This is a genomic window from Streptomyces sp. NPDC056361, assembly GCF_042262805.1.
Taxonomy (GTDB): domain Bacteria; phylum Actinomycetota; class Actinomycetes; order Streptomycetales; family Streptomycetaceae; genus Streptomyces.
The window spans coordinates 1-24291 of the sequence record NZ_JBHJQI010000138.1; the positions used below are offsets into that span (position 1 = coordinate 1).

Genomic DNA, 24291 nt, shown 5'->3' on the forward strand with positions numbered 1-24291 from the left:
CTCGGTGGAGGCGTTCACGGTGAAGGTCTGCTGGATGTTGTCGGCGCTGCCGCCGGAGCGGTTGGAGAGGCTGTAGACCGAGCCGTCGGGGGCGACGAGGTCGACGACGAGGTCACCGCGGTAGGTGTGGATGATGTCCACGCCGACGGCGAGGTTGCTCGGGGCGTTGCCGGTGATGCCGGTGACGTTGACCGTCGAGGTGACCGCCGCGCCGGGGGAGTCCGGGATGTTGACGTCGGCCGAGTTCTCGAAGACCGTGCCGGTGGGCGGGTTGCCGCCGCCGGAGCGCGGACCCACGTTGATGGCGGCCCAGGCGTCCTCGACGGCCGCGACCTCGGGGCTGGTGGCGCCGTAGAGGGCCTTGGCGACGTCGACCGTGCCGGTGCGGGCACCGGCGTAGTCGGTCGTGGTGCCCCACTTGGTGGTGAGCGCCTTGAACCAGATCAGCTCGGCCTTGGCGCGGCCGATGCCGGTGACGGGCAGGCCGTCGGAGGTCGGCGAGTCGTAGGTGACGCCGTTGATCGTCTTCGTTCCGCTGCCCTCGGAGAGCAGGTAGAAGAAGTGGTTCGCCGGGCCCGAGGAGTAGTGGACGTCGATGCCGCCGAGGCCCGAGTACCAGGCGTCCTTGGACGAGCCGTCCTTGCTCGGCTTGTCCATGTAGCGCAGCGGGGTGCCGTTGCCGCGGATGTCGATCTTCTCGCCGACGAGGTAGTCGCCCGGGTCGTTGGCGTTGTTGGCGTAGAACTCGACGGCCGCCGCGAAGATGTCCGAGGTGGCCTCGTTGAGACCGCCGGACTCGCCGCTGTACTGGAGGCCGGCCGTGTTGGAGGTGACGCCGTGCGTCATCTCGTGCGCGGCCACGTCGATGGACGTCAGCGGCTTGGTGTTGCCGGAGCCGTCGCCGTAGGTCATGCAGAAGCAGGAGTCCGACCAGAACGCGTTGACGTACGCGTTGCCGTAGTGGACCCGGGAGTACGCGCCGACGCCGTCACCGCGGATGCCGGTGCGGCCGTGCACGTTCTTGTAGTAGTCCCAGGTGAGCGCGGCGCCGTAGTGCGCGTCGGCGCCCGCGGTCTCCTTGTTCGCCGGGAGGCCGTTGCCCCACACGTCGGTGGTGTTGCTGAACAGCGTCCCGGTGCCCGACGTACCGCCGTTGAGGTTGTACGTCTTGTGGTTGCCGCGGGTGGTGTCGGTCAGCGTGTACGAGGGCGCGGTGCCGAGCGTCACCTGGCCGCTGTACATCGTGTTGCCGGTGCCGGTCTCGATGGCCTGCCACTCGTACAGCTTCGCGCCGGTCTTGGCGTCGGTGACGACGTGCAGCTCGTTCGGGGTGCCGTCGTGCTGGAGGCCGCCGACGACGGTCTCGTACGCGAGGACGGGCGCGCCCTTGGCCATCCAGACGACCTTGCGCGGGGCGCGGTTGGTCTCGGCCTTGTCGGAGCCCTCCGCCTTCGCGGCGCCCAGGGCCTGCTTCGACGCGGCGGCCGGGGCGACGGTCGCGGTGGTGTCGACGTTCTTCAGCTCCGCGCGGGAGGCCTTGGAGACGCTCTGGCGGGCGCCGGCCTTGGACTCCTCGACGACCAGGTCGCCGCCCAGGACGGGCAGTCCGGCGTAGGTGCGCTCGTAGCGCGTGTGGGTCGTGCCGTCGCGGTCCTGCACGACGTCGCGGACGACCAGCTTCTCCTGGGCGCCGAGGCCGAGGGACTTGGCCGTGGCGGCCTTGTCGGCGTCGGCGGCCTTGATGAGCGCGGTGCGCTCGGCGGGGGTGAGGTCGGCCGGGAGCTTGCCCGGGTTGACCTTGCCGACGGACTGCGCCTGGGGGGTGGCAGCGAAGGTGCCGGCCGAGGCGGTGCCGGTCTGGACGCCGACGGCGATCATGGCGGCGGCAGCGATCAGAGCGCCGGTCGCGGTGGCGCGGCGGCTGGGCGTGGATCTCACGCAGACTCCTTATGCGAGGGGGGTACCGGCGGACTTGGGTGAGCCCGTCCGGGCGGAGCAAGGAGAGCTGTGGAGCACGTGCGGGTGAAGCATTGAACATTGATGCGAAGAGCCGGGGAGAGAGTGACAGGAATGACGGGGACCTGTCAGGAGCGCATCGACAAGTTGGCCGGAAATCGTCCGCTGCCCGTACGTCCGTGTTCGTTAACCGGACGTTTCGCCGATCATGGCCGCGATGCCGTCCAACGTTCTGCGGAGCCCGAATTCGAAGAGCGAATCCAGGTCCAGACCGAAACCTCCGGCGCTGGTCACCGCCGTCAGCTCCGGGTAGGAGCCGCCCGCCTGGATCGCGTCGAATCGTGGCTCATTCTGTTCCATCCACTCGCCGTCGGAGATCCCCGTGTCCTGGCGCGCCTGCTCCTCCAGGTCGTCCGCCATCGACAGGCCCTGGACGTACGCGAAGATCAGCAGATGGGCGTGGAGCTTGTCCGACGGCGACAGCGGCGTGCCCCGCAGCGCCCGCAGCACCCACTCCGTGTACGCCATCGCGTGCGGCGTCGCGACCGGCCGCGTGAACGAGGCCATCGCGTGCGCCATCCACCGGTGCCGGGTGTACACCGCCCGCAGCCAGCGCGCCCCCGTCTCCAGCCCCGTCCGCCAGTCCGCCGGCACCGGACCCAGCGGCACCTCGCCGCACGCCGCGTCCGCCATCAGCCGCACCAGCTCGGCCTTGCCCGGCACATGGCGGTACAGCGTCATCGTCGACACCCCCAGGACCGTCGCCACCCGCCGCATCGTCAGCGCGTTCAGCCCCTCGGTGTCGGCGAGTTCGAGCGCGACGGCGACCAGCCGCTCCCGCGACAGGGGCGCCGCGTCCGGATCCGCGAGGGCGACGACCACCGTGCCCACGCCCGGCTCCGCCCGGACGAGACCCTCCTGGCGCAGCACCCCCAGCGCCTTCGTCGCCGTGGCCATCGCCACGCCCCACTCGCGGGTGATGGTCCGCGTCGACGGAACCAGCGCACCCGGGAGCAGCTCGCCGCTCCGGATGCGGCGGCGGAGCTCGGCGGCGATGGAGAGGTAGGGCGGAGAGGTCGGCACGGCGGGGAGTGTACTAGTGCGGTCGGGACGGTGTACGCGGTGTCGACCTGCGGCTTCCCGGCCATCGTCCGAGGTGCACTAGGGCGGGAGTGGCGCCGTACACCCCCGGCTGCTTCCTTCCCCCGTATGACACTCACCGCAAGCCCCGGACCCACGACAGGACCCGACCGTGCCGGCCGGCGCGAATGGACCGCACTCGGCGTGCTCATGCTGCCGCTGCTCCTCGTCTCCATGGACGTCTCCGTCCTCTACTTCGCGATCCCCGCCATCGCCGCCGACCTCCGCCCCGGCGCGACCCAGCAGCTGTGGATCCTCGACATGTACGGCTTCGTGCTCGCCGGACTCCTCGTCACCATGGGAGCCCTCGGCGACCGCGTCGGGCGCCGAAGGCTCCTCCTCTGCGGCGCCGCCCTCTTCGGCGTCGCCTCGGTCGCCGCCGCCTACGCCCACAGCCCCGGCGCCCTCATCGGCGCCCGCGCGCTCCTCGGCGTCGCCGGTGCCTGCCTCATGCCGTCCACCCTCGCCCTCATCCGCACCCTCTTCCGGGACGCGGCCCAGCGCGCCAAGGCCGTCACCCTGTGGACCACCGTCATGGCGAGCGGCATCTCCCTCGGGCCCGTCGTCAGCGGCGCGCTCCTCGAACGCTTCTGGTGGGGCTCGGTGTTCCTCGTCAACCTGCCGGCGATGCTGCTGCTGCTCGTCCTCGCGCCCCTGCTGCTGTCCGAGTCCAAGCCGGCCGCGGGCGGCGGGCGGTTCGACCTCGTCAGCGCCGGGCTCTCCCTCGTCGCGCTGCTGCCGCTGATCCACGGCGTCAAGGAGCTCGCCAAGGACGGCTGGGCCCCCGTGCCCGCGCTCGGCGTGACCTTCGGGCTGCTCCTCGCCGTCGTCTTCGTCCGCCGCCAGGCCCGCCTCGCCCACCCCATGGTCGACCTGGGGCTCCTCCGGACCCCCGCCTACGGCGGGTCCCTCCTCGTCAACCTGCTCGCCATGGTCGCGACCGTCGGCTACGCCGTCTTCCTCACCCAGTACCTCCAGTCCGTCCTCGGCCAGAGCCCCCTCGAAGCGGCCCTGTGGAGCCTCGTCCCCACCGGCGGCGTCATGCTCGCCGCGCCGATCGCCGCGGTGCTCGCCGGACGGGTGGACCGGGCGTACGTCATGGGCGGCGGACTCCTCGTCTCCGCCGCCGGATTCGGGTGGCTGGCCGCCCTCGACCGCGCCACGCCGCTCTGGGTGGTCCTCGTCGGCAGCGCCGTGTACGCCGCCGGGCTCGTGTCCGCCATGACCCTCGCCAACGAACTCGCCCTCGGCGCCGCGCCGCCCGAGCGCGCGGGATCCGCCGCCGCCGTCATGGAGGCCGGGCAGGAACTCGGCGGGGCGCTCGGGATGGCGCTCCTCGGCTCCGTGGGTGCGGCCGTCTACACGGCGGCCATGCCCACGTCCGCGCCCGCCGCGGCCCGGGAGACCCTCGGGGGCGCGCTCGACGGTTCGCCGGCCGTGCTCGACACGGCGCGCACGGCGTTCGTCGACTCCATGGGCGCCGCGGCCGCGGGGGCCGCCCTGCTGATGCTGATCGCGGCGGGGGCGGCGGTGCGGCTGCTCCGGCGACGGGCATGAGGCGGGCATGAAGCGGGCGGTGAGGCCGGCAGTCGGGCCGGCAGTCAGGTCGGCGGTGGGCCCACCGGACCGCCGGGCCGGCCCACCGCGTCCGTCGACTCACTTCATCCGTCAGCCCACCAGGCTGTCGCGCCAGGCCTGGTGGAGGCCGGCGTAGTGGCCGTCGCCGGCGACGAGGGACCGGGGGGTGCCGTCCTCGACGATGCGGCCCGAGTCCATCACGAGGACCCGGTCCGCCACCTCGACGGTGGACAGCCGGTGGGCGATGACGACGGCGGTGCGGCCGGCCAGGACGGTGTCCATGGCCTGCTGGACGGCCCGCTCGCCCGGCACGTCCAGGGAGCTGGTGGCCTCGTCGAGGATGAGGACGGCCGGGTCCGCGAGGAGGGCGCGGGCGAAGGCGACCAGCTGGCGCTGGCCGGCCGAGATGCGACCGCCGCGCTTGCGGACGTCCGTGTCGTAGCCGTCGGGGAGGGCGGCGATGAAGTCGTGGGCGCCGATGGCCTTGGCCGCCGCCTCGATCTCGTCACGGCTCGCGTCCGGGCGGCCGATCGCGATGTTCTCGGCGACCGTCCCCGAGAAGAGGAAGGCCTCCTGGGTGACCATGACGACCCCGCGCCGGAGGTCCGGCGTGGTCAGGTCGCGCAGGTCGACGCCGTCCAGGAGGACCCGGCCCTCGGTGGGGTCGTAGAAGCGGGCGAGGAGCTTGGCGAGCGTCGACTTGCCGGCGCCGGTGGCGCCGACGACGGCCACCGTCTGGCCCGCGGGGACGGTCAGGTCGAAGCGGGGGAGGACCTCGCCGCCCGTGCGGTAGGCGAACCGGACCCCTTCGAAGACGACCTCGCGGCCCGGCGTGCCCGTACGCCCGGGGAGGGCGCGGGGCGCGGTCGTCTCGGGCACGCCCGGCTCCTGGGCGAGGAGGCCGGCGATCTTGGCGAGCGACGCGGCCGCCGACTCGTAGGAGTTGAGGAACATGCCGAGCCGGTCGATGGGGTCGTACAGGCGCCGCATGTAGAGCACGGCGGCCGCCAGCACGCCCAGTTCGAGGGAGCCGTCGGCGACGCGGTACGCCCCCCAGAGGCACATGCCGGCGACCGCCGTGTTCGCGACCAGGCGGGAGCCGACGACGTAGCGGGCCATCTCCAGGAGGGCGTCGCCGTTGCTGATCTCGTGGCGGTGGTTGAGGACGGCGAACTCGGCGTCGTTGACCGCCTCGCGGCGGAACGCGCGGACCGGGCGGATGCCGTTCATCGTCTCCGCGAACTTCACGATCACGCCCGCGATGGCCGTGGAGCGCTCGGTGTAGACCTCGCCGACGCGCCGGCGGTAGCTGCCGACCAGCAGGTACAGCGGGGCGAAGGAGAGGACGGCCACCGCGCCGATGCCCAGGTCGAGCCAGAGCAGCACGAGGGAGATGGAGACGAAGGAGAGGACCACGCCGACGAGTTCCTGGAGCCCCTCGGACAGGAGCTCGCGCAGGGACTCGACGTCGGTGGTGGAGCGCGAGATCAGCCGGCCCGAGGTGTAGCGCTCGTGGAAGTCGACGCTCAGCACCTGCGCGTGGCGGAAGATCCGGCCCCGCAGGTCGAGCAGGACGTCCTGGTTGATGCGGGCGGCGCCCCGGACGAAGACGTACTGCAGGAGTCCGGACAGGGCCGCGCAGAGCAGGTAGCCGAGCGCCACCGCGACGACGGGGCCGTGGTCGCCGGCCCGGAAGGCCGGGACGCCGCGGTCGATGGCGTACGCGACGAGCAGCGGGCCCGCCTGGACGGCGCCCTCCTTCACCAGGAGGACGAGCGCGGCGACCGCGACCCGGGCCCGGTGCGCGGCGAGCAGGGAGCGCAGGAGCGAGCCCGTCGCACCGGTCGGGGCGGGCAGGTCGTCCTGGTCGAAGGGGTCGGACGGCGGGGCGGACCCCTCCGCGGGCTTCTTCTCCGGCGTGGTGTCCGTCATCGCTTCTCCTGGGTCTCGCCGGACATCAGCCAGGCGTACTCCTCGCTGCTCCGCAGCAGTTCCTGGTGGGTGCCGACCGCCGCGATGCGGCCCCGGGACAGCAGCGCGACCCGGTCGGCGAGCATGACCGTCGACGGGCGGTGCGCCACGACCAGGGCCGTCGTCTCCCGCAGGACCTCCCGCAGGGCGGCCTCCACCCGGGCCTCGGTGTGCACGTCCAGCGCCGACAGCGGGTCGTCCAGGATCAGGAACCGGGGGCGGCCGACGACCGCCCGCGCCAGGGCGAGCCGCTGCCGCTGGCCGCCCGAGAGGCTCAGGCCCTGCTCGCCGACCTCGGTGGCGACGCCTTCGGGCAGCCGGTCGACGAAGGAGTTCGCCTGGGCCACGCCCAGGGCGCGCCTCAGCTCCGGCTCGCCGGCGGTCTCGTCGGTGCCCATCAGGACGTTGTCGCCGACGCTCGCCGAGAAGAGCGTGGGCTCCTCGAAGGCCATCGACACCAGGGACCGCAGCCGCGCGCGGTCCATCAGGGCGATGTCCTCGCCGTCCAGCAGGATCCGGCCGCCGGTCGTCTCGTGCAGGCGGGGGACGAGCGCGGTGAGCGTCGTCTTGCCGGAACCGGTGCCGCCGACCAGGGCCAGTGTCTCGCCGGGCCGGATGTGGAGGTCGACGCCGTCGAGGACGGGCGGGGTGTCGTCGGGCGCGTCGGGGTAGCGGAACGTCACTCCCTCGAACCGCACCCCGCCCGGGCCGCCGTCCGCGGACGCCGTCGGCGAGGCGGTGTCCGGCTCCTCCTCCGCGTCCATCACCTCGAAGTACCGCTCGGTGGCGGTCGCCGCCTCCTGGCTCATCGCCAGCAGGAAGCCGATCGACTCCACCGGCCAGCGCAGTGCGAGCGCCGTCGACAGGAACGCGACGAGCGTGCCCGCCGACAGGTCGCCGTCGGCGACCTGCACGGTGCCCAGGACGAGCGCCGCTCCGATGGCCAGCTCGGGTACGACGGTGATGACCGCCCAGATCATCGCGAGCAGCCGCGCCTTGGCCAGCTCGGTGCCGCGCAGCCGCTCCGAGAGCGCCCGGAAGGCCTCCGCCTGGCTGCGGTGCCGGCCGAAGCCCTTGACGATCCGGATGCCGAGGACGCTCTCCTCCACGACCGTCGTCAGATCGCCGACCTGGTCCTGCGCCCGCCGCGCCACCACCCCGTAGCGGCTCTCGAACAGCGAGCAGACGATCACCAGGGGCAGCACGGGCGTCAGCAGCACCAGGCCGAGTGACCAGTCCTGGGCGAGGAGGAGCACATAGCCCGCGACGATGGTGACGCCGTTGACCAGCAGGAACGTCAGCGGGAACGCGAGGAACATCCGCACCAGCATCAGGTCGGTCGTCCCGCGCGAGAGCAGCTGCCCCGACGCCCAGCGGTCGTGGAAGGCGATCGGGAGCCGCTGGAGCTTCCGGTACAGATCGGCCCGCATCCCCGCCTCGACGCCCGACAGGGGCCGCGCCACCAGCCACCGCCGGAAGCCGAACAGCACCGCCTCCGCGATGCCCAGGAGCAGCAGGCCGAGCGCCCCCCACCACACGCCGCCCGGGTCCCGGTCCGCGACCGGCCCGTCCACCATCCACTTCAGCACGAGCGGGATCACGAGCGACAGACACGACGCGACGACCGCCACGACCGCCGCCGTGAACCACCGCCCCCGCACGGGGCGTACGTACGGCCACAGCCGGAGCAGGGCGCGCACCGCCGATCGGTCGGCGGAGTGCGGGGGATTCGCTGGGTTCACAGGTTTCTCGGGCATCAGGTCCGACTTTACGGTTCACCACTGACACGTCTCATCCGGTTTTCCGGGCCCCGCCCCGCCGCTCCCGGAGTCGTACCCGCCGTCAACCGATCGGCTGATGCCGTTCCGAGCGCGATGGCCGATGTCCGGGGCCGGGGGCGGTCGGCAGGCTGGGGGCATGGCAGCGATCGAGGTACGGGAACTTCGCAAGGCGTACGGGGGCCGGAAGGTCGTCGACGGGGTGTCGTTCGAGGTGGGGGAGGGGGAGGTGTTCGGGATCCTCGGTCCGAACGGGGCCGGGAAGACCACGACGGTGGAGTGCCTGGAGGGGCTGAGGACGCCCGACGCGGGGTGGGTGCGGGTGTGCGGCTACGACCCCGCCACGCAGCGGGACGAGGTCACCCGGGTGCTGGGGGTGCAACTCCAGGAGAGCGAGCTCCAGGCGAAGCTGACCGTGCGCGAGGCGCTGGACCTGTACGCCTCCTTCCACGAGCGGCCGGCCGACCGGGAGGCGCTCGCGGAGCGGCTCGGGCTCGTGCCCTGCCTGGGGACGCGGTTCGGGAAGCTGTCGGGCGGACAGAAGCAACGGCTCTCCATCGCGCTGGCGCTGATCGGCGATCCCCGGGTGGTGGTCCTCGACGAGCTCACGACCGGGCTCGACCCGAGGGCCCGCCGCGAGGTGTGGGCGCTCGTCGAGTCCATCAGGGACGCCGGCGTGACCGTGCTGCTCGTCACCCACTTCATGGAGGAGGCGCAGCGGCTCTGCGACCGGATCGCCGTCATCGACGGGGGCCGGATCGTCGCGCTCGACACCCCCGGCGGGCTGGTCGCGCGATCGTCCGCCGCCAAGGAGATCTCCTTCGCCGCCGACACGCCGCTCGACCCGGCGGCGCTGCGGGCCCTGCCGGGGGCGGTCTCCGTCACGACGGCCGAGGGCCGCACGGCCGTCGGCGGCACCGACGCGACCGTCGCCGCCTTCGTCGCCCTCCTCGCCCGCGAGGGCGTCACGGCCGCCCAGCTCCGCGTCTCCGACGCCACTCTCGACGACGCCTTCCTCGACCTGACGGGAACCGAACTCCGATGAGCACCGCAAGCCCCGCCGCGGCCGTCCTGCGCACCGAGGTCCGCCTCTTCGCCCGCGAACCGGGCGCCCTGTTCTGGGTGATGGCCTCGCCGACCGTCCTCCTCGTGATCCTCGGCCTGATCCCCTCGTTCCGGGAGGCCTCCGCGGACCTCGGCGGACGCCGGGTCATCGACGTCTACGTCCCCGTCGCCGTCCTCTTCGCCCTCATCATGGCCGGCCTCCAGGCCATGCCGCCGGTCCTGGCCGGCTACCGCGAACGCGGCATCCTGCGCCGGATGTCGACCACACCGGTCCGGCCCGGGACGCTGCTCACCGCCCAGCTCGTCCTGCACGCGGCCGCCGCGCTGGCCTCCTCGCTGCTCGTGATCGCGGTCGGCCGGCTGGCCTTCGGCGTGGCGCTGCCGGAGAACCTCGCGGGCTACGCCCTCGCCCTGCTCCTCGCCGTGGCCGGAGGGCTCGCGCTCGGCGCCGCCGTGTGCGCGGTCTCCCGGACGCAGAAGATCGCCACCGCCGTCGGCACGCTCGTCTTCTTCCCCACCATGTTCACGGCCGGTGTCTGGGTGCCGGTCCAGGCCATGCCGGATACGCTGCAGCGGATCGTCGGGTTCACCCCGTGCGGCGCCGCCTCCCGGGCCCTCGACGCGGCCGCGTCGGGCGGCTGGCCCGGCTGGGCCCCGCTCGCGGCGATGGCCCTGTGGACGGTCGTGCTGACCGCCGCCTCGGTGCGCTGGTTCCGCTGGGAGTGAGATGAGAGAAGGGGGCGGGGGAGTGCCCACCACCGTCGAGGACCGTTGGCGCCAGTTCCTCCGCCGGGGGCCGTACGGACTGCTGGCCGTCGCCTGTGCGATCTCCGGTGCGTCGGCGGAAGCGCTGATGGACCGTACGGAGACGGTGGCGGCCGGTGCCCTGGTGGTGGCGGTGCTCCTCCTCCACCTGGTGTGGGACGCGCGCTGCCGCCGGGTGGTCGGGGCCGGCGGGTGGGGGCCCGAGCGGCCCGGGGCCGGACCCGTGCTCGTGCCGGGGGCGCCGGGGCCCGCGTCCGGCGCCTACTTCGTGCTCCGCACCGCAGCCGCGTTCGCGCTCACCTGGCTCAACCCCTTCTTCGCGATCTACGCCTGCATCGGCTACTTCGACTTCGTCCACCTCCTGCCCCGCCGCCTCTCCTACGCGGGCCTCCTCGTCACCGCCGTGACCATGGCCGGTTCCCAGTCCGGCGGCCTGCCGCCCGCGGCCCTCGTGAACTGGCTCGCCTTCGGCGGCCTGTTCGCCCTGAACGCCTGCCTCGCCGGGGTCTTCGCCCACCTCGGCACGAAGGAGGCGGAGAAGGCCGCCGAGCGCGCCGCCACCATCTCCGCGCTCGCCCGCGCCAACAGCCGCCTCGAACAGGCCCTCGCCGAGAACGCGGCGCTCCAGGCCCAGCTCCTCCTGCAGGCCCGTGAGGCCGGGGTCGCCGACGAGCGCCGCCGCCTCGCCGCCGAGATCCACGACACCATCGCCCAGGGCCTCACCGGTGTCATCACCCAGCTCCAGGCCGCCGGGGCCACCCCCGACCCGGAACGCGCCGACGTCCACCTGCGGCGGGCCGCCGACCTCGCCCGGGACAGCCTCGGCGAGGCCCGCCGCTCCGTGCGGAACCTGAGCCCGGCCGCGCTGGAGCACGCCACCCTGCCCGAGGCCCTGCGCAAGACGGTCGCCGACTGGGCCGAACGCACCGGCGTCGACAGCCGGTTCACCGTGACCGGCACCGAGCTGCCGCTCCACGACGAGGTCGCCGCCACCCTGCTCCGGATCGCCCAGGAGGCCCTGTCCAACGCCGCCCGGCACTCCGGGGCCGCCCGGGCCGGCGTCACCCTCTCCTACATGGACGACGAGGTCACCCTCGACGTACGGGACGACGGCCGCGGCTTCGACCCGGCGGCCCGGCGCGAACAGGGCGGCACGGGCGGCGGGTTCGGGCTCGACGGCATGCGGGCCCGCGCCGAGCGCCTCACCGGATCGGTCACCGTCGAGACCGCCCCGGGCGAGGGGACGGCGATCTCCGCTCGCGTACCGTTGGCCACACCATGACCGACATCTCCCTGCTGATCGTCGACGACCACCCCGTCGTACGGGACGGCCTGCGCGGCATGTTCACCGCGGCCGGCTCCGGCTTCACCGTCCTCGGCGAGGCCTCCGGCGGCCGCGAGGGCGTCGCGCTCGCCCTGCGCCTCGACCCGGACGTCGTCCTCATGGACCTCCGCATGCCCGACGGCAGCGGCGTCGAGGCCATCGCCGAACTCACCCGCCGCGGCGCCCGCTCCCGGATCCTCGTCCTCACCACGTACGACACGGACACCGACACCCTTCCCGCGATCGAGGCGGGCGCCACCGGCTACCTCCTCAAGGACGCCCCGCGCGAGGAGCTGTTCGGGGCCGTGCGGGCCGCCGCCGAAGGCCGTACGGTCCTCTCCCCGGCCGTCGCCACCCGCCTGGTCACCGCCGTCCGCGCGCCCGCCGCGCAGACGGCCGACACCACCCTCTCGGCGCGCGAGAGCGAGATCCTCGCCCTCGTCGCCAAGGGCACCGCCAACCGCGCCATCGCCGCCGAACTCTTCATCAGCGAAGCCACCGTCAAGACCCATCTCACCCACATCTACGGCAAGTTGGGGGTCAACGACCGGGCGGCCGCCGTCGCCGCCGGATACGACCGGGGGATCCTGGGCCGCACCTGACACCTCACGTCCCGGGACGGGGAGGGCCCGGTTCGACGCCGGCACGGCCGCCGCGCCGGAGAGCACCGCGCGTGCGCGCAGGGTCAACGAGCCGTGCGCCGTGGGCCAAAGACAGGGGTGAGGGCGCGGCCCGACACTGTTCGGACGCGCGGGCCGTCGCACGGGGGCTCGAAGGACGGCCCGCCGTACGGGTGCTTCCGCGGGCCGTGCCCCGGCCCGCGGCGACGAGCACCCCCGCTCCGCCCGGCCACCGCCGTCGCGCCGTGGTGGCCGGGCCGGGAGTGTCCGTCAGGCCCCGACCCGCAGCAGGACCGTCGAGCGGGCGCCGACCGTGATCGTCCCGCCGCCCTCGTGGAGGGTGCCGGGGGCGCGGGACTGGTCGGTGCGCGCGGTGTCCACGACGAGTTCGTACGTCGCCGCCCAGGGCGGTCCCGGGAGGCGGAACTCGAGCGGGCGCGGGCCCGCGTGGAGGACGGCGAGGAAGCTGTCGTCGGTGATCCGCTCGCCGCGCTCGTCGCGGCCCGGGATGTCGCGGCCCGACAGGTACAGGCCGAGGGTGGCGGTGGGCGCGTACCAGTCCCGCTCGGTCATCTCGGTGCCCTCGGCGGTGAACCAGGCCAGGTCCCGCAGTCCGTCCGCGCGCTGCGGCCGGCCGGAGAAGAAGGCCCTGCGGCGCAGCACCGGGTGGCGGTGGCGCAGGGCGAGGAGCCGGCGGGTCAGGGCGAGGAGCTGGCCCCGGCCCGGGTCGTCCGGCAGGGACCAGTCGAGCCAGCCGATCTCGTTGTCCTGGCAGTACGCGTTGTTGTTGCCGCCCTGGGTGCGGCCCGTCTCGTCGCCGGCGACGAGCATCGGCACCCCGGTGGACAGCAGGAGGGTGGTGAGCAGGTTGCGCTGCTGGCGCAGCCGCAGCGCGTTGATCCCGGGGTCGTCGGTCTCGCCCTCGGCACCGCAGTTCCAGGAGCGGTTGTCGTGGGTGCCGTCCCGGTTGCCCTCACCGTTGGCCTCGTTGTGCTTGCGCTCGTACGTGACGAGGTCGCGGAGGGTGAAGCCGTCGTGCGCGGTGACGAAGTTGACCGAGGCGTAGGGCCGCCGTCCGCCCCACGCGTACAGGTCGCTGGAGCCGGAGAGCCGGTAGCCGAGGTCCCGCACGTCGGGCAGCGCGCCCCGCCAGAAGTCCCGTACGGCGTCCCGGTAGCGGTCGTTCCACTCGGTCCAGAGCGGCGGGAACGCGCCGACCTGGTAGCCGCCGTTGCCGACGTCCCACGGTTCGGCGATGAGCTTGACCCGGCGCAGCACCGGGTCCTGGGCGATCACGGCGAGGAACGGCGACAGCATGTCGACGTCGTGCATCGAGCGGGCCAGGGCGGCGGCGAGGTCGAAGCGGAAGCCGTCGACGCCCATCTCCGTCACCCAGTACCGCAGCGAGTCGGTGATGAGCCGCAGCACCTGGGGCTGCACGACGTGCAGGGTGTTGCCGCAGCCCGTGTAGTCCGCGTACCGGCGGGCGTCGGACTGGAGCCGGTAGTAGCCGCGGTTGTCGATGCCCTTCAGGGAGAGGGTGGGGCCGAGCTCGCCCGCCTCCGCGGTGTGGTTGTAGACGACGTCGAGGATGACCTCGATCCCGGCCGAGTGCAGGGCCCGCACCATCCGCTTGAACTCGCCGACCTGCTGCCCCGCCGTCCCGGACGAGGAGTAGCCGGCGTGCGGGGCGAAGTAGCCGAGCGAGTTGTAGCCCCAGTAGTTGCGCAGTCCGCGCCGCAGCAGGTGGTCCTCGTGCGCGAACTGGTGGACCGGCAGGAGTTCGACGGCCGTCACCCCGAGCCCGGTGAGGTGCTCGATCGCCGCCGGGTGCGCGAGTCCCGCGTACGTGCCCCGCAGGTGCTCGGGGATGCCCGGGTGGAGCTTGGTGAAGCCCTTGACGTGCACCTCGTAGATGACGGAGTCCTGCCAGGGCGTCTTGGGCCTGCGGTCGTCCGACCAGTCGTCGTCGTCGTGGACGACGACCCCCTTCGGCACGTGCGGGGCGGAGTCCCGCTCGTCGCGGACGGTGTCGGCCACGTGCTGCTGCGGCCAGTCCCTGACGTGTCCGTACGCCTCCGGGGGCAGCGCGGCGAAGTCGCCGTCGACGGCCCGCGCGTACGGGTCGAGGAGCAGCTTCGCCGGGTTCCACCGGGCGCCCGTCCACGGGTCCCAGCGGCCGTGCACCCGGTAGCCGTACCGCTGCCCCGCCCCGACGCCCGGCACGAAGCCGTGCCAGATCTCGTGGGTCAGCTCGGTCAGCGGCAGCCGGGTCTCCGTCCCGTCCGCCTCGAACAGGCACAGTTCGACGGCCTCCGCGCCGCCCGCCCACAGGGCGAAGTTGGTGCCCGCCGTCCCGCCGGGTCCGACCCGGCAGCGGGCGCCGAGCGGCGTCGGCGCACCCGGCCATACGGGTGGCACCGCCCGCTCCGGGGCATGCTCGGATACCGCCTCCTGCTCGGCTGCGCTCGCCACCGTCCCGGCCTCCCGCGGCTCGTCGGGCCCGCACCCGCGGGTGCGGCGGCGTCCCGGCCGCCGCTCCCGCGGGTCGTTCTCCCTCTGTTCTGCCCGGACGGCTGTGCTCCCAACATGCCCCGCACGCACGTTTCCCCTGGAGGGTGGCCGTCGTTGGGCCGAGCGTGAATCGAGTATGGATGCGGACGAGGTACGCCCTGGCGGTCGCGGGACTGGTCGCCGGCCTTGCGGGCTGCACAGGCGCGGACGGCGGAGGGGGCATCGACGTCTCCCTGCCGGGCAAGGCGCGGGCCCCCGGCGACGTCATCCGGGTGAGCCCGGAGGACGGCAGCAAGGCGGTGCCGGCGGAGGGTCCGGTCGAGGTGAGGATCGACAGCGGCCGGCTGGAGCGGGTGACGGTCGTCCGGGTCGAGGACGCCCAGCGGACCCGGGTCGCCGGGGAGATCTCCGCGGACGGGCTGCGCTGGCGGCCGAAGGCGGACACCCGGCTGGCGCTGTCCGCGAAGTACAGCGTGGACGCGGTCGCGCTCGACGCGCACGGGCGCCGCTCGGCCCGCCACACCACCTTCACCACCGTGGTGCCGGAGAGCCGCTTCATCGGCTACTTCAAGCCGGAGAACCGTTCCACGGTCGGCACCGGCATGATCGTCTCCTTCGGCTTCAACCTGCCCATCGAGAACCGGGCCGAGGTCGAGCGGGCCATCCGCGTCACCTCCGTGCCGCCGGTGGAGGTGGTCGGCCACTGGTTCGGCAAGGAGCGGCTGGACTTCCGCCCCGCCGCGTACTGGCGGCCCGGCACGAAGGTCACCGTCGAGCTCGGCCTGCGGGACGTCGAGGGGGCGCCCGGCGTGTACGGCATCCAGCGCAAGAAGGTCGGCTTCACCATCGGTCGCTCCCAGGTCTCCCTGGTCGACGCCGCCGAGCACACCATGGTGGTCCAGCGGGACGGCGAGGTCCTGGCCACCGTGCCGATCACCGCGGGGGCGCCGAAGACGACCACGTACAACGGCAAGATGGTCGTCACGGAGCTGTACGACGTGACGCGGATGGACGGCCGGACCGTCGGCTTCGGCGGCGAGTACGACATCAAGGACGTGCCGCACGCGATGCGCCTCACCGACTCGGGCACCTTCCTGCACGGCAACTACTGGGCCTCGGCCTCCACCTTCGGCTCCGCCAACGTCAGCCACGGCTGCGTGGGGCTGCGCGACGACAAGGGCGGCAGCGCCCAGTCGCCCGCCGGCTGGTTCTTCGACCGGACGCTCATCGGCGACGTGGTCGAGGTGGTCGGCTCCCGCGACAAGACGGTCGCTCCCGACAACGGCCTCGGAGGCTGGAACCTGGACTGGAAGCAGTGGCGGGAGGGTTCCGCGCTCGACTGACCCGCCGCTTCCCCTACCTGGCGGTCCTAGCACGTCGACTGGGACTGAACGGTGACATTTACGAGGAACTTTCGTGTCCTGCGGTGTGATTATCTAGCGCTGTGTGCGCGGATGGATGCGCACGGGGGTGGGGCCGTGGCGGTTGCCAGGCCGTGCGAGGGGAGACGACCACAGTGAACGGGCAGCCGATATCGGGGGCATCGGTAGGGGCGACGGCGCGTCGCGGCCGGCGGCGCGGGGGCGTCCGCCTCCAGGCCGTGGCGGCGGGAGTGCTGCTCCTCGTGCTCACCGCCTGCGGCGGCGGCGAGACCGCCGGCGGCGGTACGGGCGGCGGGCAGGGACCGGCGGCGCAGGGCGGCGGCAAGCAGGACAACGCGGCCTCCCAGGCGGTCGTGACGATCCTTCCGAAGGACGGCGCCGACGCGGTCGCCACCAGCGGCGTCCTCAAGGTCACCGCGGAGCAGGGCAAGCTGACCACGGTCACGGTCGCCGACTCCAAGGGCACCGAGGTCGAGGGCAAGATCGCGGCGGACGGCGCCAGCTGGTCGCCCACAGCCCACCTGGCCGCGGGCACCCAGTACAAGGTCCACGCCATCGCGAAGGACGGCGAGGGCCGCGAGTCGGCGAAGGACACCACCTTCACCACGCTGGTCCCGAAGAACACCTTCATCGGCCACTACACGCCGGAGGACGGTTCGACCGTCGGCGTCGGCATGCCGGTCTCCATCAACTTCACCCGGGGCATCACCGACCCGGAGGCCGTCGAGAAGGCCATCAAGGTCACGGCCGAGCCGGCCGTGCAGATCGAGGGCCACTGGTTCGGCAACGACCGCCTCGACTTCCGCCCGGAGAAGTACTGGGCCGCCGGCACCAAGGTGACCGTGCACCTCAACCTCGACGGCGTCGAGGGCCGCCCGGGCGTCTACGGCAAGCAGAAGAAGACGATCACCTTCACCATCGGCCGCCGCCAGGTCTCCACCGTCGACGCGAGCGCCAAGACGATGAAGGTCGAGCGCGACGGCGCCATCATCAAGACGCTGCCCATCACCGCGGGCGCCCCGTCCACGACCACGTACAACGGTCAGATGGTCATCAGCGAGAAGTACAAGGTGACGCGCATGAACGGCGCCACCGTCGGCTTCGGCGGCGAGTACGACATCAAGGACGTGCCGCACGCCATGCGCCTGTCCAACTCGGGCACGTTCGTGCACGGCAACTACTGGGCCCCGGGCTCCACCTTCGGCTCCACGAACGTCAGCCACGGCTGCGTCGGCCTGCAGGACGCGCGCGGTGCGGGCGACAGCTCGACCCCGGCGGCCTGGTTCTTCGACCGCTCGCTCATCGGCGACGTCGTCATCGTGAAGAACTCCAAGGACAAGCAGATCAAGCCGGAGAACGGCCTGAACGGCTGGAACATGGACTGGTCGGAGTGGATCGCCTAGGCGGTCCCGTCCCGAGCGACCGATGAGGGACCCGGTGCTGTGAGCAACAGCACCGGGTCCCTCCGCGTTAACGCCGACTAACCTTCCCCCATGACTGTGAACCTCGAAGTCGCCGAAGGCGTCGGCACGATCCGCCTCGACCGCCCCCCGATGAACGCCCTGGACATCGCCACCCAGGACCGGCTGCGCGAGCTGGCCCAGGAGCTGACCGACCGCGACGACGTGCGGGCCGTGGTCCTGTACGGCGGCGAGAAGGTGTTCGCGGCCGGCGCGGACATCAAGGAGATGCAGGTCATGGACCACGTGGCCATGGTCAAGCGGTCGCGCGCCCTCCAGGAATCCTTCACCGCCATCGCCCGCATCCCCAAGCCCGTCGTGGCCGCGATCACCGGTTACGCGCTCGGCGGCGGCTGCGAGCTCGCGCTCTGCGCCGACTACCGGATCGCCGCCGACAACGCGAAGCTGGGCCAGCCGGAGATCCTGCTCGGCCTGATCCCGGGCGCGGGCGGCACCCAGCGCCTGTCGCGGCTGATCGGCCCCTCCCGGGCCAAGGACCTCATCTTCACCGGCCGGATGGTGAAGGCCGACGAGGCGCTGACGCTCGGTCTGGTCGACCGGGTCGTCCCGGCCGCCGAGGTGTACGAGCAGGCGCACGCCTGGGCCGCCAAGCTGGCGCAGGGCCCGGCGGTCGCCCTGCGGGCCGCCAAGGAGTCGATCGACCAGGGCCTGGAGGCCGACATCGACACCGGTCTGGCCATCGAGCGCACCTGGTTCGCGGGCCTGTTCGCGACCGAGGACCGCGAGCGCGGGATGCGCAGCTTCGTCGAGGAGGGCCCGGGCAAGGCGAAGTTCGCCTGACATGTGCCCCGGCGCGTCACCCGGCAGGTGATCCGACGGGGGCCGATTCCACCGGAACGGCCCCCGCGGAGGGCTTCGTGCGGCCATGATGGGGGCATGGCGGGCCTGGAGGGTAGGGAACAACCTTGGCAGCGCGGCAGCGCCGCCGCCGCGCGCTGGTCACCGGCCGCGGATGACGAACAGGCCGCCGACGCAGTGGAGTTGTACGGCAATCCGGCCGAGGAGGATGTCCGGCTGCCGTCCCGCCCCGAATCGGCGTGGGTGGCCCGCAGGCTCACCCAGCACGTGATCCTGCGTCAGTGGGGCCTCGGCCCGCAGATCGCCGAGCACGCGGTGCTGCTCGTCTCGGAGCTCGTGGGGAACGCGGTCCGGCACACCGGCGCCCGGGTCTTCGCGCTGCGGCTCCAGCGGCGCCGCGGCTGGATCCGGATCGAGGTCCGCGACCCCTCGCGCGGGCTGCCCTGCCTGATGCCGGTGCACGAGCTCGACACGAGCGGCCGCGGGCTCTTCCTCGTCGACAAGCTCTCGGACCGCTGGGGCGTGGACCTGGCGCCGCGCGGCAAGACGACGTGGTTCGAGATGCGCGTCGCCGACCGCCCCTGAGGACGCCCCCGACCGCCCCCGCACGCACGGAAGCCCCCGTGTGCCGTGGTGGGGCGCCTGGGGGCTTCCGTGTGATGCGCCGTGGACGGGGGGGTGTATCCACGGCAGCTATGTCGACCTGGCCCGGGTCAATGGGGGTCGGTGACTCCGACTATGTCAGACGGGTGGCCCTACCGCCAAAAGTCCCTACCGGGGCAAGACCGGTCAAAACCGGACAGTTTAACAATGAATCGTTGGTGACGTGTAGCACTCGCCTTGTAAATAGTGAATGACTATGCGGTTCATCGCTTGTTTGCCCGGCCCGTCCGCATGGTGGACGCCCGTACGAGGGCTGCAAACGTCCTGAAATGGCCTAATCATCATAAATCGGGTCATGCCAGCCTTAAATGGTCACGTGAAGCCGACCGACCGCCGAGGAGCGCTCCGGGCGGGCGCGGCCGCCGCCGCGGGAGCCCTCGCCACCGCCTGCGGTACGGAACCCCGCCCCGCGCCCACCCCCGCCGCCGCGCGGCGCCCCGCCCCCGCACCCGCCGTCGCCCCCGCCCCACGCCGCTTCCCCGGCCGGCCCGACGAGATCGCGCACGGCCCCCGCGACCGGCCCCGGGTCGCCCTCACCTTCCACGGCCAGGGCGACCCCGCCCTCGCCCGCACCCTCCTCGGCCAGGCCGAGAAGGCCGGCGCCCGCGTCACCGTCCTCGCCGTCGGCAGCTGGCTCGACGACCACCCCGACCTCGCCCGCCGCGTCCTCGACGGCGGACACGACCTCGGCAACCACACCCAGCACCACCTCGACGTCAACGCCATGACCGAGGCCGAGGCCCACGCCGAGATCGAGGCCTGCGCCACCCGGCTGCGCCGCCTCACCGGCTCCATCGGCAGCTGGTTCCGGCCCTCCCGCACCCAGCACGCCGCCCCCGCCGTCCTGCGCGCGGCCCGCCGCGCCGGATACCCCCACGTCCTCTCGTACGACGTCGACTCCCTCGACTTCGTCGCGCCCGACGCCGCCACCGTCGTCCGCGACGTCACCGGAGCCGTCCGAGCCGGCTCCGTCGTCAGCCTGCACTTCGGCTACCCCGTCACCGCCGCCGCGCTGCCCCTCCTCCTCGCCGACCTCGACCGCCGCGGACTGCGCGCGGTCACCACCACGGAGCTGCTGACCTGATGGCCCACCACACGAAGAGAACCAGGACCCTCCTCGCCGCCGCGCTCCTCGCCGCCCTCGCGGGCTGCGGCACCTCGGACCCCGGCGGCGGCGCCACGGCCGTGAAGAAGGCGGCCGCCCCCGCCGTGCCCAAACCGGCCGCCGCCCCCGCCGGGCTGCCCGGCATGCCGCCCGTACTCGACCCGAACGACGTCTACGCCGCCGACCGGCCCGACCGACTCTCCCCGGTGGTACGGAACTTCCCCTCCCGGGTCTACGTCCCCAACACCAACTCCAACACCGTCTCGGTCATCGACCCCGCCACCTACAAGGTCGTCGAGACCATCCCGGTCGGCATCCAGCCCCAGCACGTCGTCCCGTCCTGGGACCTGAAGACCCTCTGGGTCAACAACAACCGGGGCCACACCCTCACCCCCATCGACCCCGCCACCGGCATCGCCGGCAAGCCCGTCGAGGTCCACGACCCGTACAACCTCTACTTCACGCCCGACGGCAAGTACGCCGTCGTCATGGCCTCCCTCGACCGCGAACTCGTCTTCCGCGACCCGCACACGATGGAGCGGAGGAAGTCCGTCCCGGTGAGCTGCTACGGCGTCAACCACGCCGACTTCTCCGCCGACGGGCGCTACTTCGTCGTCTCCTGCGAGTTCTCCGGCGAACTCCTCAAGGTCGACACCGAGAAGATGGAGGTGGTCGGGCAGCTGAAACTGCCCTTCGAGGGCGCCATGCCGCAGGACGTGAAGCTCTCCCCGGACGGGAAGACCTTCTACGTCGCCGACATGATGGCCCACGGCATGTGGGTGCTCGACGGCGAGAAGTTCACCGTCCCCAGCCTGCTCCCCACCGGCAAGGGCGCCCACGGCCTCTACATCAGCCGGGACTCGCGCGAGATGTACGTCCCCAACCGCGGCGAGGGCTCCGTCTCCGTCTTCGACTTCGCGCGGAACAAGCTCACCAAGAAGTGGTGGCTCCCCGACGGCGGTTCGCCCGACATGGGCGGGGTCTCCGCCGACGGCAAGGTCCTCTGGCTCTCCGGCCGGTACGACTCCGAGGTCTACGCCATCGACACCGCCACCGGCCGGCAGCTCGCCCGCATCCCGGTCGGCGGCGGCCCCCACGGCCTCGCCGTCTACCCCCAGCCCGGCCGCTACTCCCTCGGCCACACGGGCGTCTTCCGTTAGCGGCCGCCCGGCCGAACGGGTCCGTCAGCCCGCGATGAGCAGGGCCTCCGACGCCACCGGGCGGTAGCCGGCCGCCTGGAAGGTCCGGACGCTGCGGGCGTTGCCGGGGGACTGCTGGGCCCACACCACGTCGCCGGGCGTGAGGTGGCGGGCCGCCGTGGCCAGCGCGCGGCCCAAGCCCCGGTGGCGGACCTCCTCGTCCACCTCGATCGCCGCCTCCCAGCGGCCCGCGACGCCCCGGCCCAGGACCAGCACCCCGCCGTCGGCGGCCCACACCCGGACGTCGTCGCGGAACTTCAGCGCCCGCGCCACCCGGGGGTGCTCCGGGTCCTCGATCTCGCGGAGCTCCACGGGGGGAGCGCCCGGCAGGCGGTCGGCCACCGTCAGCAGGTCGATCGTGTTCATGTGCAGGCCGGTGCGGGCCATCAGGGCGACCAGGAAGCCCGGGTTCATGCTCGCCGCGAGCGGGTCGCTGGACGCGGCCGCCAGCTCGGCCCGCACCCACGCCGGGTCGGCGTCCGTGAAGACCACCGAGTGGGCGGTGAAGGCCAGCACCCCGGCGTCCCGGCGGTTCGGCGGGGGCACCACCGTCGTCGTGCCGTCCGGGGCGGGAAACCGCCCGCTCGCCGCGTCCGCCAGGATCCGTGCCACCTCGTTCATACCCCCATCATCCGGCAGGGGCGGGCCAGCTAATCTGACCCCGTCAGATAAGCACCGAGAAGGGGCGGAAGCAGTGGCGGACATCGAGTCGGCACGTACGGCATTCAACCAGTTCGACGCGGACGGCGACGGCTTCATCACCGCCGCGGAGTACAAGAGCCTCATGGCGCGCCACGGCGACTTCAACGTCACCGAGTCGGTCGCCGAGGTCCTCATCAAGCAGCGTGACGACAACGGCGACGGCGTCCTGTCCTGGGACGAGTTCTGGGCGCACTACAACAAGGCCTGACCCGCCCGCCCGGGTGGGCGGCGCAACGCTGAGTTGCCGCCCGCCCGGGGCTCGGTGACGATCGTCCGGTGACGCTTCCCGGACCTTTCGGCACCCCGAGCCGTCTGACGGCGGCGGTCGTCGCCGCGGTCGCCGCGGTCGCCGTCCTCGCCGTCGCCCTGCTCGGCGCCGGTCTCGCGCAGGCGGGCACCGGTGAACTGCGGATACCGGCCGCCGGCTCCATCTCGCTGCTGCGCCTCCTCGTCCTCGCCGGCCTCGCCGTGCAGATCGGCGAACTCGCCGGGCGCCGGATCGCCGGTGAGGGCCCCCTGCCCCGGAGCCGCTCCGCGCCCGCCGCGCTGGTCGCCGCGGCCGGTTCCGCCGGACTCCTGCTGCTCTTCACGGCCGTCAGCGGCCTGAGCCCCGCCGTCGTGTACGGGCTCCGCGAGGGCCGCCTGCTCCTCGTCACCGCGAACGCCTTCGCCCTCGCCGCCCTCTGCGCCGCCTCACGGCGCCCCGGCCTGGCCGTCCTGCCGCTCGCCGTCGCCGTCGGCGCCGAGGCGATGCGCGCCCATCCCGAGGCGCACCAGCAGGCCCTCGGGACCTGTCTGACCGTCGTCCACCTCACGGCCGCCTCGCTGTGGGTGGGCACCCTCCTGTACGTGCTCCGCACCATGCGGCTGCGCGGCGGCGGACGGGAGGTGCTGGTCCGCTACGCCCGGATGGCCGCCTGGGCGTACGCCGCGCTGGTGGTCACCGGGACCGTCTCGACGCTCCGCAAGCTGCCGCTGGACTCCGTCCTGAGCACCGCCTACGGCCGGCTCCTCCTCGTGAAGCTGGTGCTCTTCGGCGGGGCGAGCCTGCTCGCGCTCGCCGCCCGGGGCCGGATGCTGTCCGGCGGGAACGCCCAGGCGCCCGCGCGGGTCGAGGCGTCCGTGCTCGTGGCGATCGTGGTCGTCTCGGTGCTGCTCACCGTGGTCCCGGATCCGCGCGGGCTCGGGTACTGAGGCAGGGGGCAGGGGGGCCGGGGGAGCGTCAGCCCCGCAGGGCCACGTGGAAGGACGAGCCCCAGAGCACGAGCGCCGCACCCAGGCCCACCACCGCCCGGACCGTCTCCGCGGAGGCGCCCGCCGCGAGGGCGGCGAGTCCCGCCAGGGCGACCGCGGTCAGGAGGGCCGCGGTCCAGGTGTACTGCCCCTGGTCGAAGAGGCGGGCCAGCGGGAAGAAGTGCAGGCCCACGACGAGGGCGATCCCGATCGGGATCAGCTCCGGCCGGCCCGAGGCGTTCGACGCGGCGATCACCGCGAAGACGGCGACCAGTTCGGCCGCGTTGACCAGACCGACCCCGCGGTTCCACTTCTCGGGCAGCCGCACGGTGCGCGTCACGGGCCCGGCGGTGCCCCGGAAGGCCAGGACCACCGCACCGGCCGACACCAGGGCCGCCACGACGCCGATCGGCAGGGCGGCGGGCGTGCCAGAGCCGCCCGCGAGCGCCCAGACGAGGGCGAAGACGGCGAGGACGATCGCGCCCCTGCGGCGCAGGTTCCGCGTGAGGTCGAGGCAGGCGGCGTCCACGTGTTCGATCGTCATGGCGCGGACACTACAGCGGAAACCCGACCACCGTGCCGGTTTCCGCCGACCCCCCGGGGGATTGGCCTAGACCTATTGTGCGGCGATGTCCGTGACGGTACGTTCGTCCCCGGCTGCGCAGCCGGCACGTAACGCACCGCATCGCATCGTCACGCACTCCGCCGGGGCATCCCGGCGTTTTCAGGAGGACATGCCATGTACCGCCGTACAGCAGCCGCGCTCGCCACCGCCGTCACCGCCGGAGCCCTCGCGCTCGGCACCGCCGGCTCCGCCCAGGCCGCCCCCGGCCCCGGCTGGTACCCGCGCAGCCACCACGCCTCGTACGCCGAGTGCCAGGCCGCGGGCAAGGCCGGGTACCAGATCTGGGGCCCGATCTTCTTCTGCGAGCCGCTCGGCTCCACCCGCCCGGACGTCATCGTCCTCTGGGTCCGCGCCTGACGCGGGAAACGGAACGGCCGGCCCCGGGGAATCCC

20 protein-coding genes are annotated in these 24291 nt (G+C 73.1%); 14 read left to right on the top strand and 6 right to left on the bottom strand.

Features of this window, described 5'->3' with window-relative positions:
* Together ACFCY7_RS32280 and ACFCY7_RS32285 are read right to left on the bottom strand one after the other, a co-directional pair.
* Positions 1 to 1938: M4 family metallopeptidase (locus ACFCY7_RS32280; protein ID WP_376489614.1), on the bottom strand; the 1938-nt coding region annotated here is incomplete at its 3' end.
* 204 nt (positions 1939 to 2142) lie between these two features.
* Complete coding sequence (locus tag ACFCY7_RS32285) at positions 2143 to 3039, bottom strand: TetR/AcrR family transcriptional regulator C-terminal domain-containing protein (protein ID WP_376489615.1); 897 nt, start codon at positions 3037 to 3039, stop codon at positions 2143 to 2145.
* Positions 3040 to 3165: 126 nt separating this feature from the next.
* Here ACFCY7_RS32285 and ACFCY7_RS32290 point away from each other — a divergent pair, with 126 nt between their 5' ends.
* Positions 3166 to 4653, top strand: coding sequence for an MFS transporter (locus ACFCY7_RS32290; RefSeq protein ID WP_376489616.1), 1488 nt, complete (start codon positions 3166 to 3168; stop codon positions 4651 to 4653).
* A gap of 111 nt (positions 4654 to 4764) precedes the next feature.
* Here ACFCY7_RS32290 and ACFCY7_RS32295 read toward each other — a convergent pair whose 3' ends face one another.
* A complete protein-coding gene (locus ACFCY7_RS32295; RefSeq protein WP_376489633.1) occupies positions 4765 to 8352 on the bottom strand; it encodes an ATP-binding cassette domain-containing protein in 3588 nt (1195 codons plus the stop codon).
* A gap of 210 nt (positions 8353 to 8562) precedes the next feature.
* On the opposite strand from ACFCY7_RS32295, the gene ACFCY7_RS32300 reads away from it, so the two are divergent.
* From ACFCY7_RS32300 to ACFCY7_RS32315, 4 genes are read left to right on the top strand one after another with little or no spacing between them, the layout of a single operon-like run.
* Complete coding sequence (locus ACFCY7_RS32300; RefSeq protein WP_376489617.1) at positions 8563 to 9468, top strand: ABC transporter ATP-binding protein; 906 nt, start codon at positions 8563 to 8565, stop codon at positions 9466 to 9468.
* Positions 9465 to 10214, top strand: a complete 750-nt coding sequence (locus ACFCY7_RS32305; protein WP_376489618.1) for an ABC transporter permease — start codon at positions 9465 to 9467, stop codon at positions 10212 to 10214. The genes ACFCY7_RS32300 and ACFCY7_RS32305 overlap by 4 nt, the downstream gene beginning before the upstream one ends.
* Before the next feature lies 1 nt (position 10215).
* The gene (locus ACFCY7_RS32310) at positions 10216 to 11535 is read left to right on the top strand and encodes a sensor histidine kinase (RefSeq protein WP_376489619.1); all 1320 of its coding nucleotides are present in this window, start codon (positions 10216 to 10218) and stop codon (positions 11533 to 11535) included.
* Positions 11532 to 12179 carry a response regulator gene (locus ACFCY7_RS32315; protein ID WP_376489620.1) on the top strand — a complete coding sequence of 216 codons (648 nt, stop codon included), beginning with the start codon at positions 11532 to 11534 and terminating at the stop codon, positions 12177 to 12179. Before ACFCY7_RS32310 ends, ACFCY7_RS32315 begins: the two co-directional genes overlap by 4 nt.
* Positions 12180 to 12467: 288 nt before the next feature.
* Here the strand turns inward: ACFCY7_RS32315 and glgX are convergent, their stop codons facing one another.
* Entirely contained in the window at positions 12468 to 14672 is a 2205-nt protein-coding gene (gene glgX, locus ACFCY7_RS32320) for a glycogen debranching protein GlgX (RefSeq protein WP_376489621.1), read from the bottom strand.
* A 179-nt stretch (positions 14673 to 14851) separates the two neighbouring features.
* On the opposite strand from glgX, the gene ACFCY7_RS32325 reads away from it, so the two are divergent.
* From ACFCY7_RS32325 to ACFCY7_RS32350, 6 genes are all read left to right on the top strand, one after another.
* On the top strand, positions 14852 to 16054 hold the full coding sequence (locus ACFCY7_RS32325) for an Ig-like domain-containing protein (protein ID WP_376489622.1): 1203 nt from the start codon (positions 14852 to 14854) through the stop codon (positions 16052 to 16054).
* Positions 16055 to 16227: 173 nt separating this feature from the next.
* Positions 16228 to 17496 (top strand): Ig-like domain-containing protein, encoded by a 1269-nt coding sequence (locus ACFCY7_RS32330; RefSeq protein ID WP_376489623.1) that lies wholly within the window; start codon positions 16228 to 16230, stop codon positions 17494 to 17496.
* Between the two features lie 90 nt (positions 17497 to 17586).
* Entirely contained in the window at positions 17587 to 18354 is a 768-nt protein-coding gene (locus ACFCY7_RS32335) for an enoyl-CoA hydratase/isomerase family protein (protein WP_376489624.1), read from the top strand.
* A gap of 96 nt (positions 18355 to 18450) precedes the next feature.
* Complete coding sequence (locus ACFCY7_RS32340; protein ID WP_376489625.1) at positions 18451 to 18957, top strand: ATP-binding protein; 507 nt, start codon at positions 18451 to 18453, stop codon at positions 18955 to 18957.
* Between the two features lie 394 nt (positions 18958 to 19351).
* Positions 19352 to 20119, top strand: a complete 768-nt coding sequence (locus ACFCY7_RS32345) for a polysaccharide deacetylase family protein (RefSeq protein WP_376489626.1) — start codon at positions 19352 to 19354, stop codon at positions 20117 to 20119.
* Positions 20119 to 21300: a hypothetical protein gene (locus ACFCY7_RS32350; RefSeq protein ID WP_376489627.1), complete on the top strand. Its 1182-nt coding sequence runs from the start codon at positions 20119 to 20121 to the stop codon at positions 21298 to 21300. The genes ACFCY7_RS32345 and ACFCY7_RS32350 overlap by 1 nt, the downstream gene beginning before the upstream one ends.
* A gap of 24 nt (positions 21301 to 21324) precedes the next feature.
* Here the strand turns inward: ACFCY7_RS32350 and ACFCY7_RS32355 are convergent, their stop codons facing one another.
* Positions 21325 to 21960: a GNAT family N-acetyltransferase gene (locus ACFCY7_RS32355; RefSeq protein WP_376489628.1), complete on the bottom strand. Its 636-nt coding sequence runs from the start codon at positions 21958 to 21960 to the stop codon at positions 21325 to 21327.
* 73 nt (positions 21961 to 22033) lie between these two features.
* Between ACFCY7_RS32355 and ACFCY7_RS32360 the strand changes: the two genes are divergently transcribed.
* Complete coding sequence (locus ACFCY7_RS32360) at positions 22034 to 22249, top strand: EF-hand domain-containing protein (protein ID WP_376489629.1); 216 nt, start codon at positions 22034 to 22036, stop codon at positions 22247 to 22249.
* 68 nt (positions 22250 to 22317) lie between these two features.
* Complete coding sequence (locus ACFCY7_RS32365; protein WP_376489630.1) at positions 22318 to 23235, top strand: CopD family protein; 918 nt, start codon at positions 22318 to 22320, stop codon at positions 23233 to 23235.
* A gap of 28 nt (positions 23236 to 23263) precedes the next feature.
* Here ACFCY7_RS32365 and ACFCY7_RS32370 read toward each other — a convergent pair whose 3' ends face one another.
* On the bottom strand, positions 23264 to 23818 hold the full coding sequence (locus ACFCY7_RS32370) for a DUF7010 family protein (protein ID WP_376489631.1): 555 nt from the start codon (positions 23816 to 23818) through the stop codon (positions 23264 to 23266).
* Between the two features lie 195 nt (positions 23819 to 24013).
* Here ACFCY7_RS32370 and ACFCY7_RS32375 point away from each other — a divergent pair, with 195 nt between their 5' ends.
* Positions 24014 to 24256, top strand: coding sequence for a hypothetical protein (locus ACFCY7_RS32375; RefSeq protein ID WP_376489632.1), 243 nt, complete (start codon positions 24014 to 24016; stop codon positions 24254 to 24256).
* Positions 24257 to 24291 lie beyond the last annotated feature (35 nt).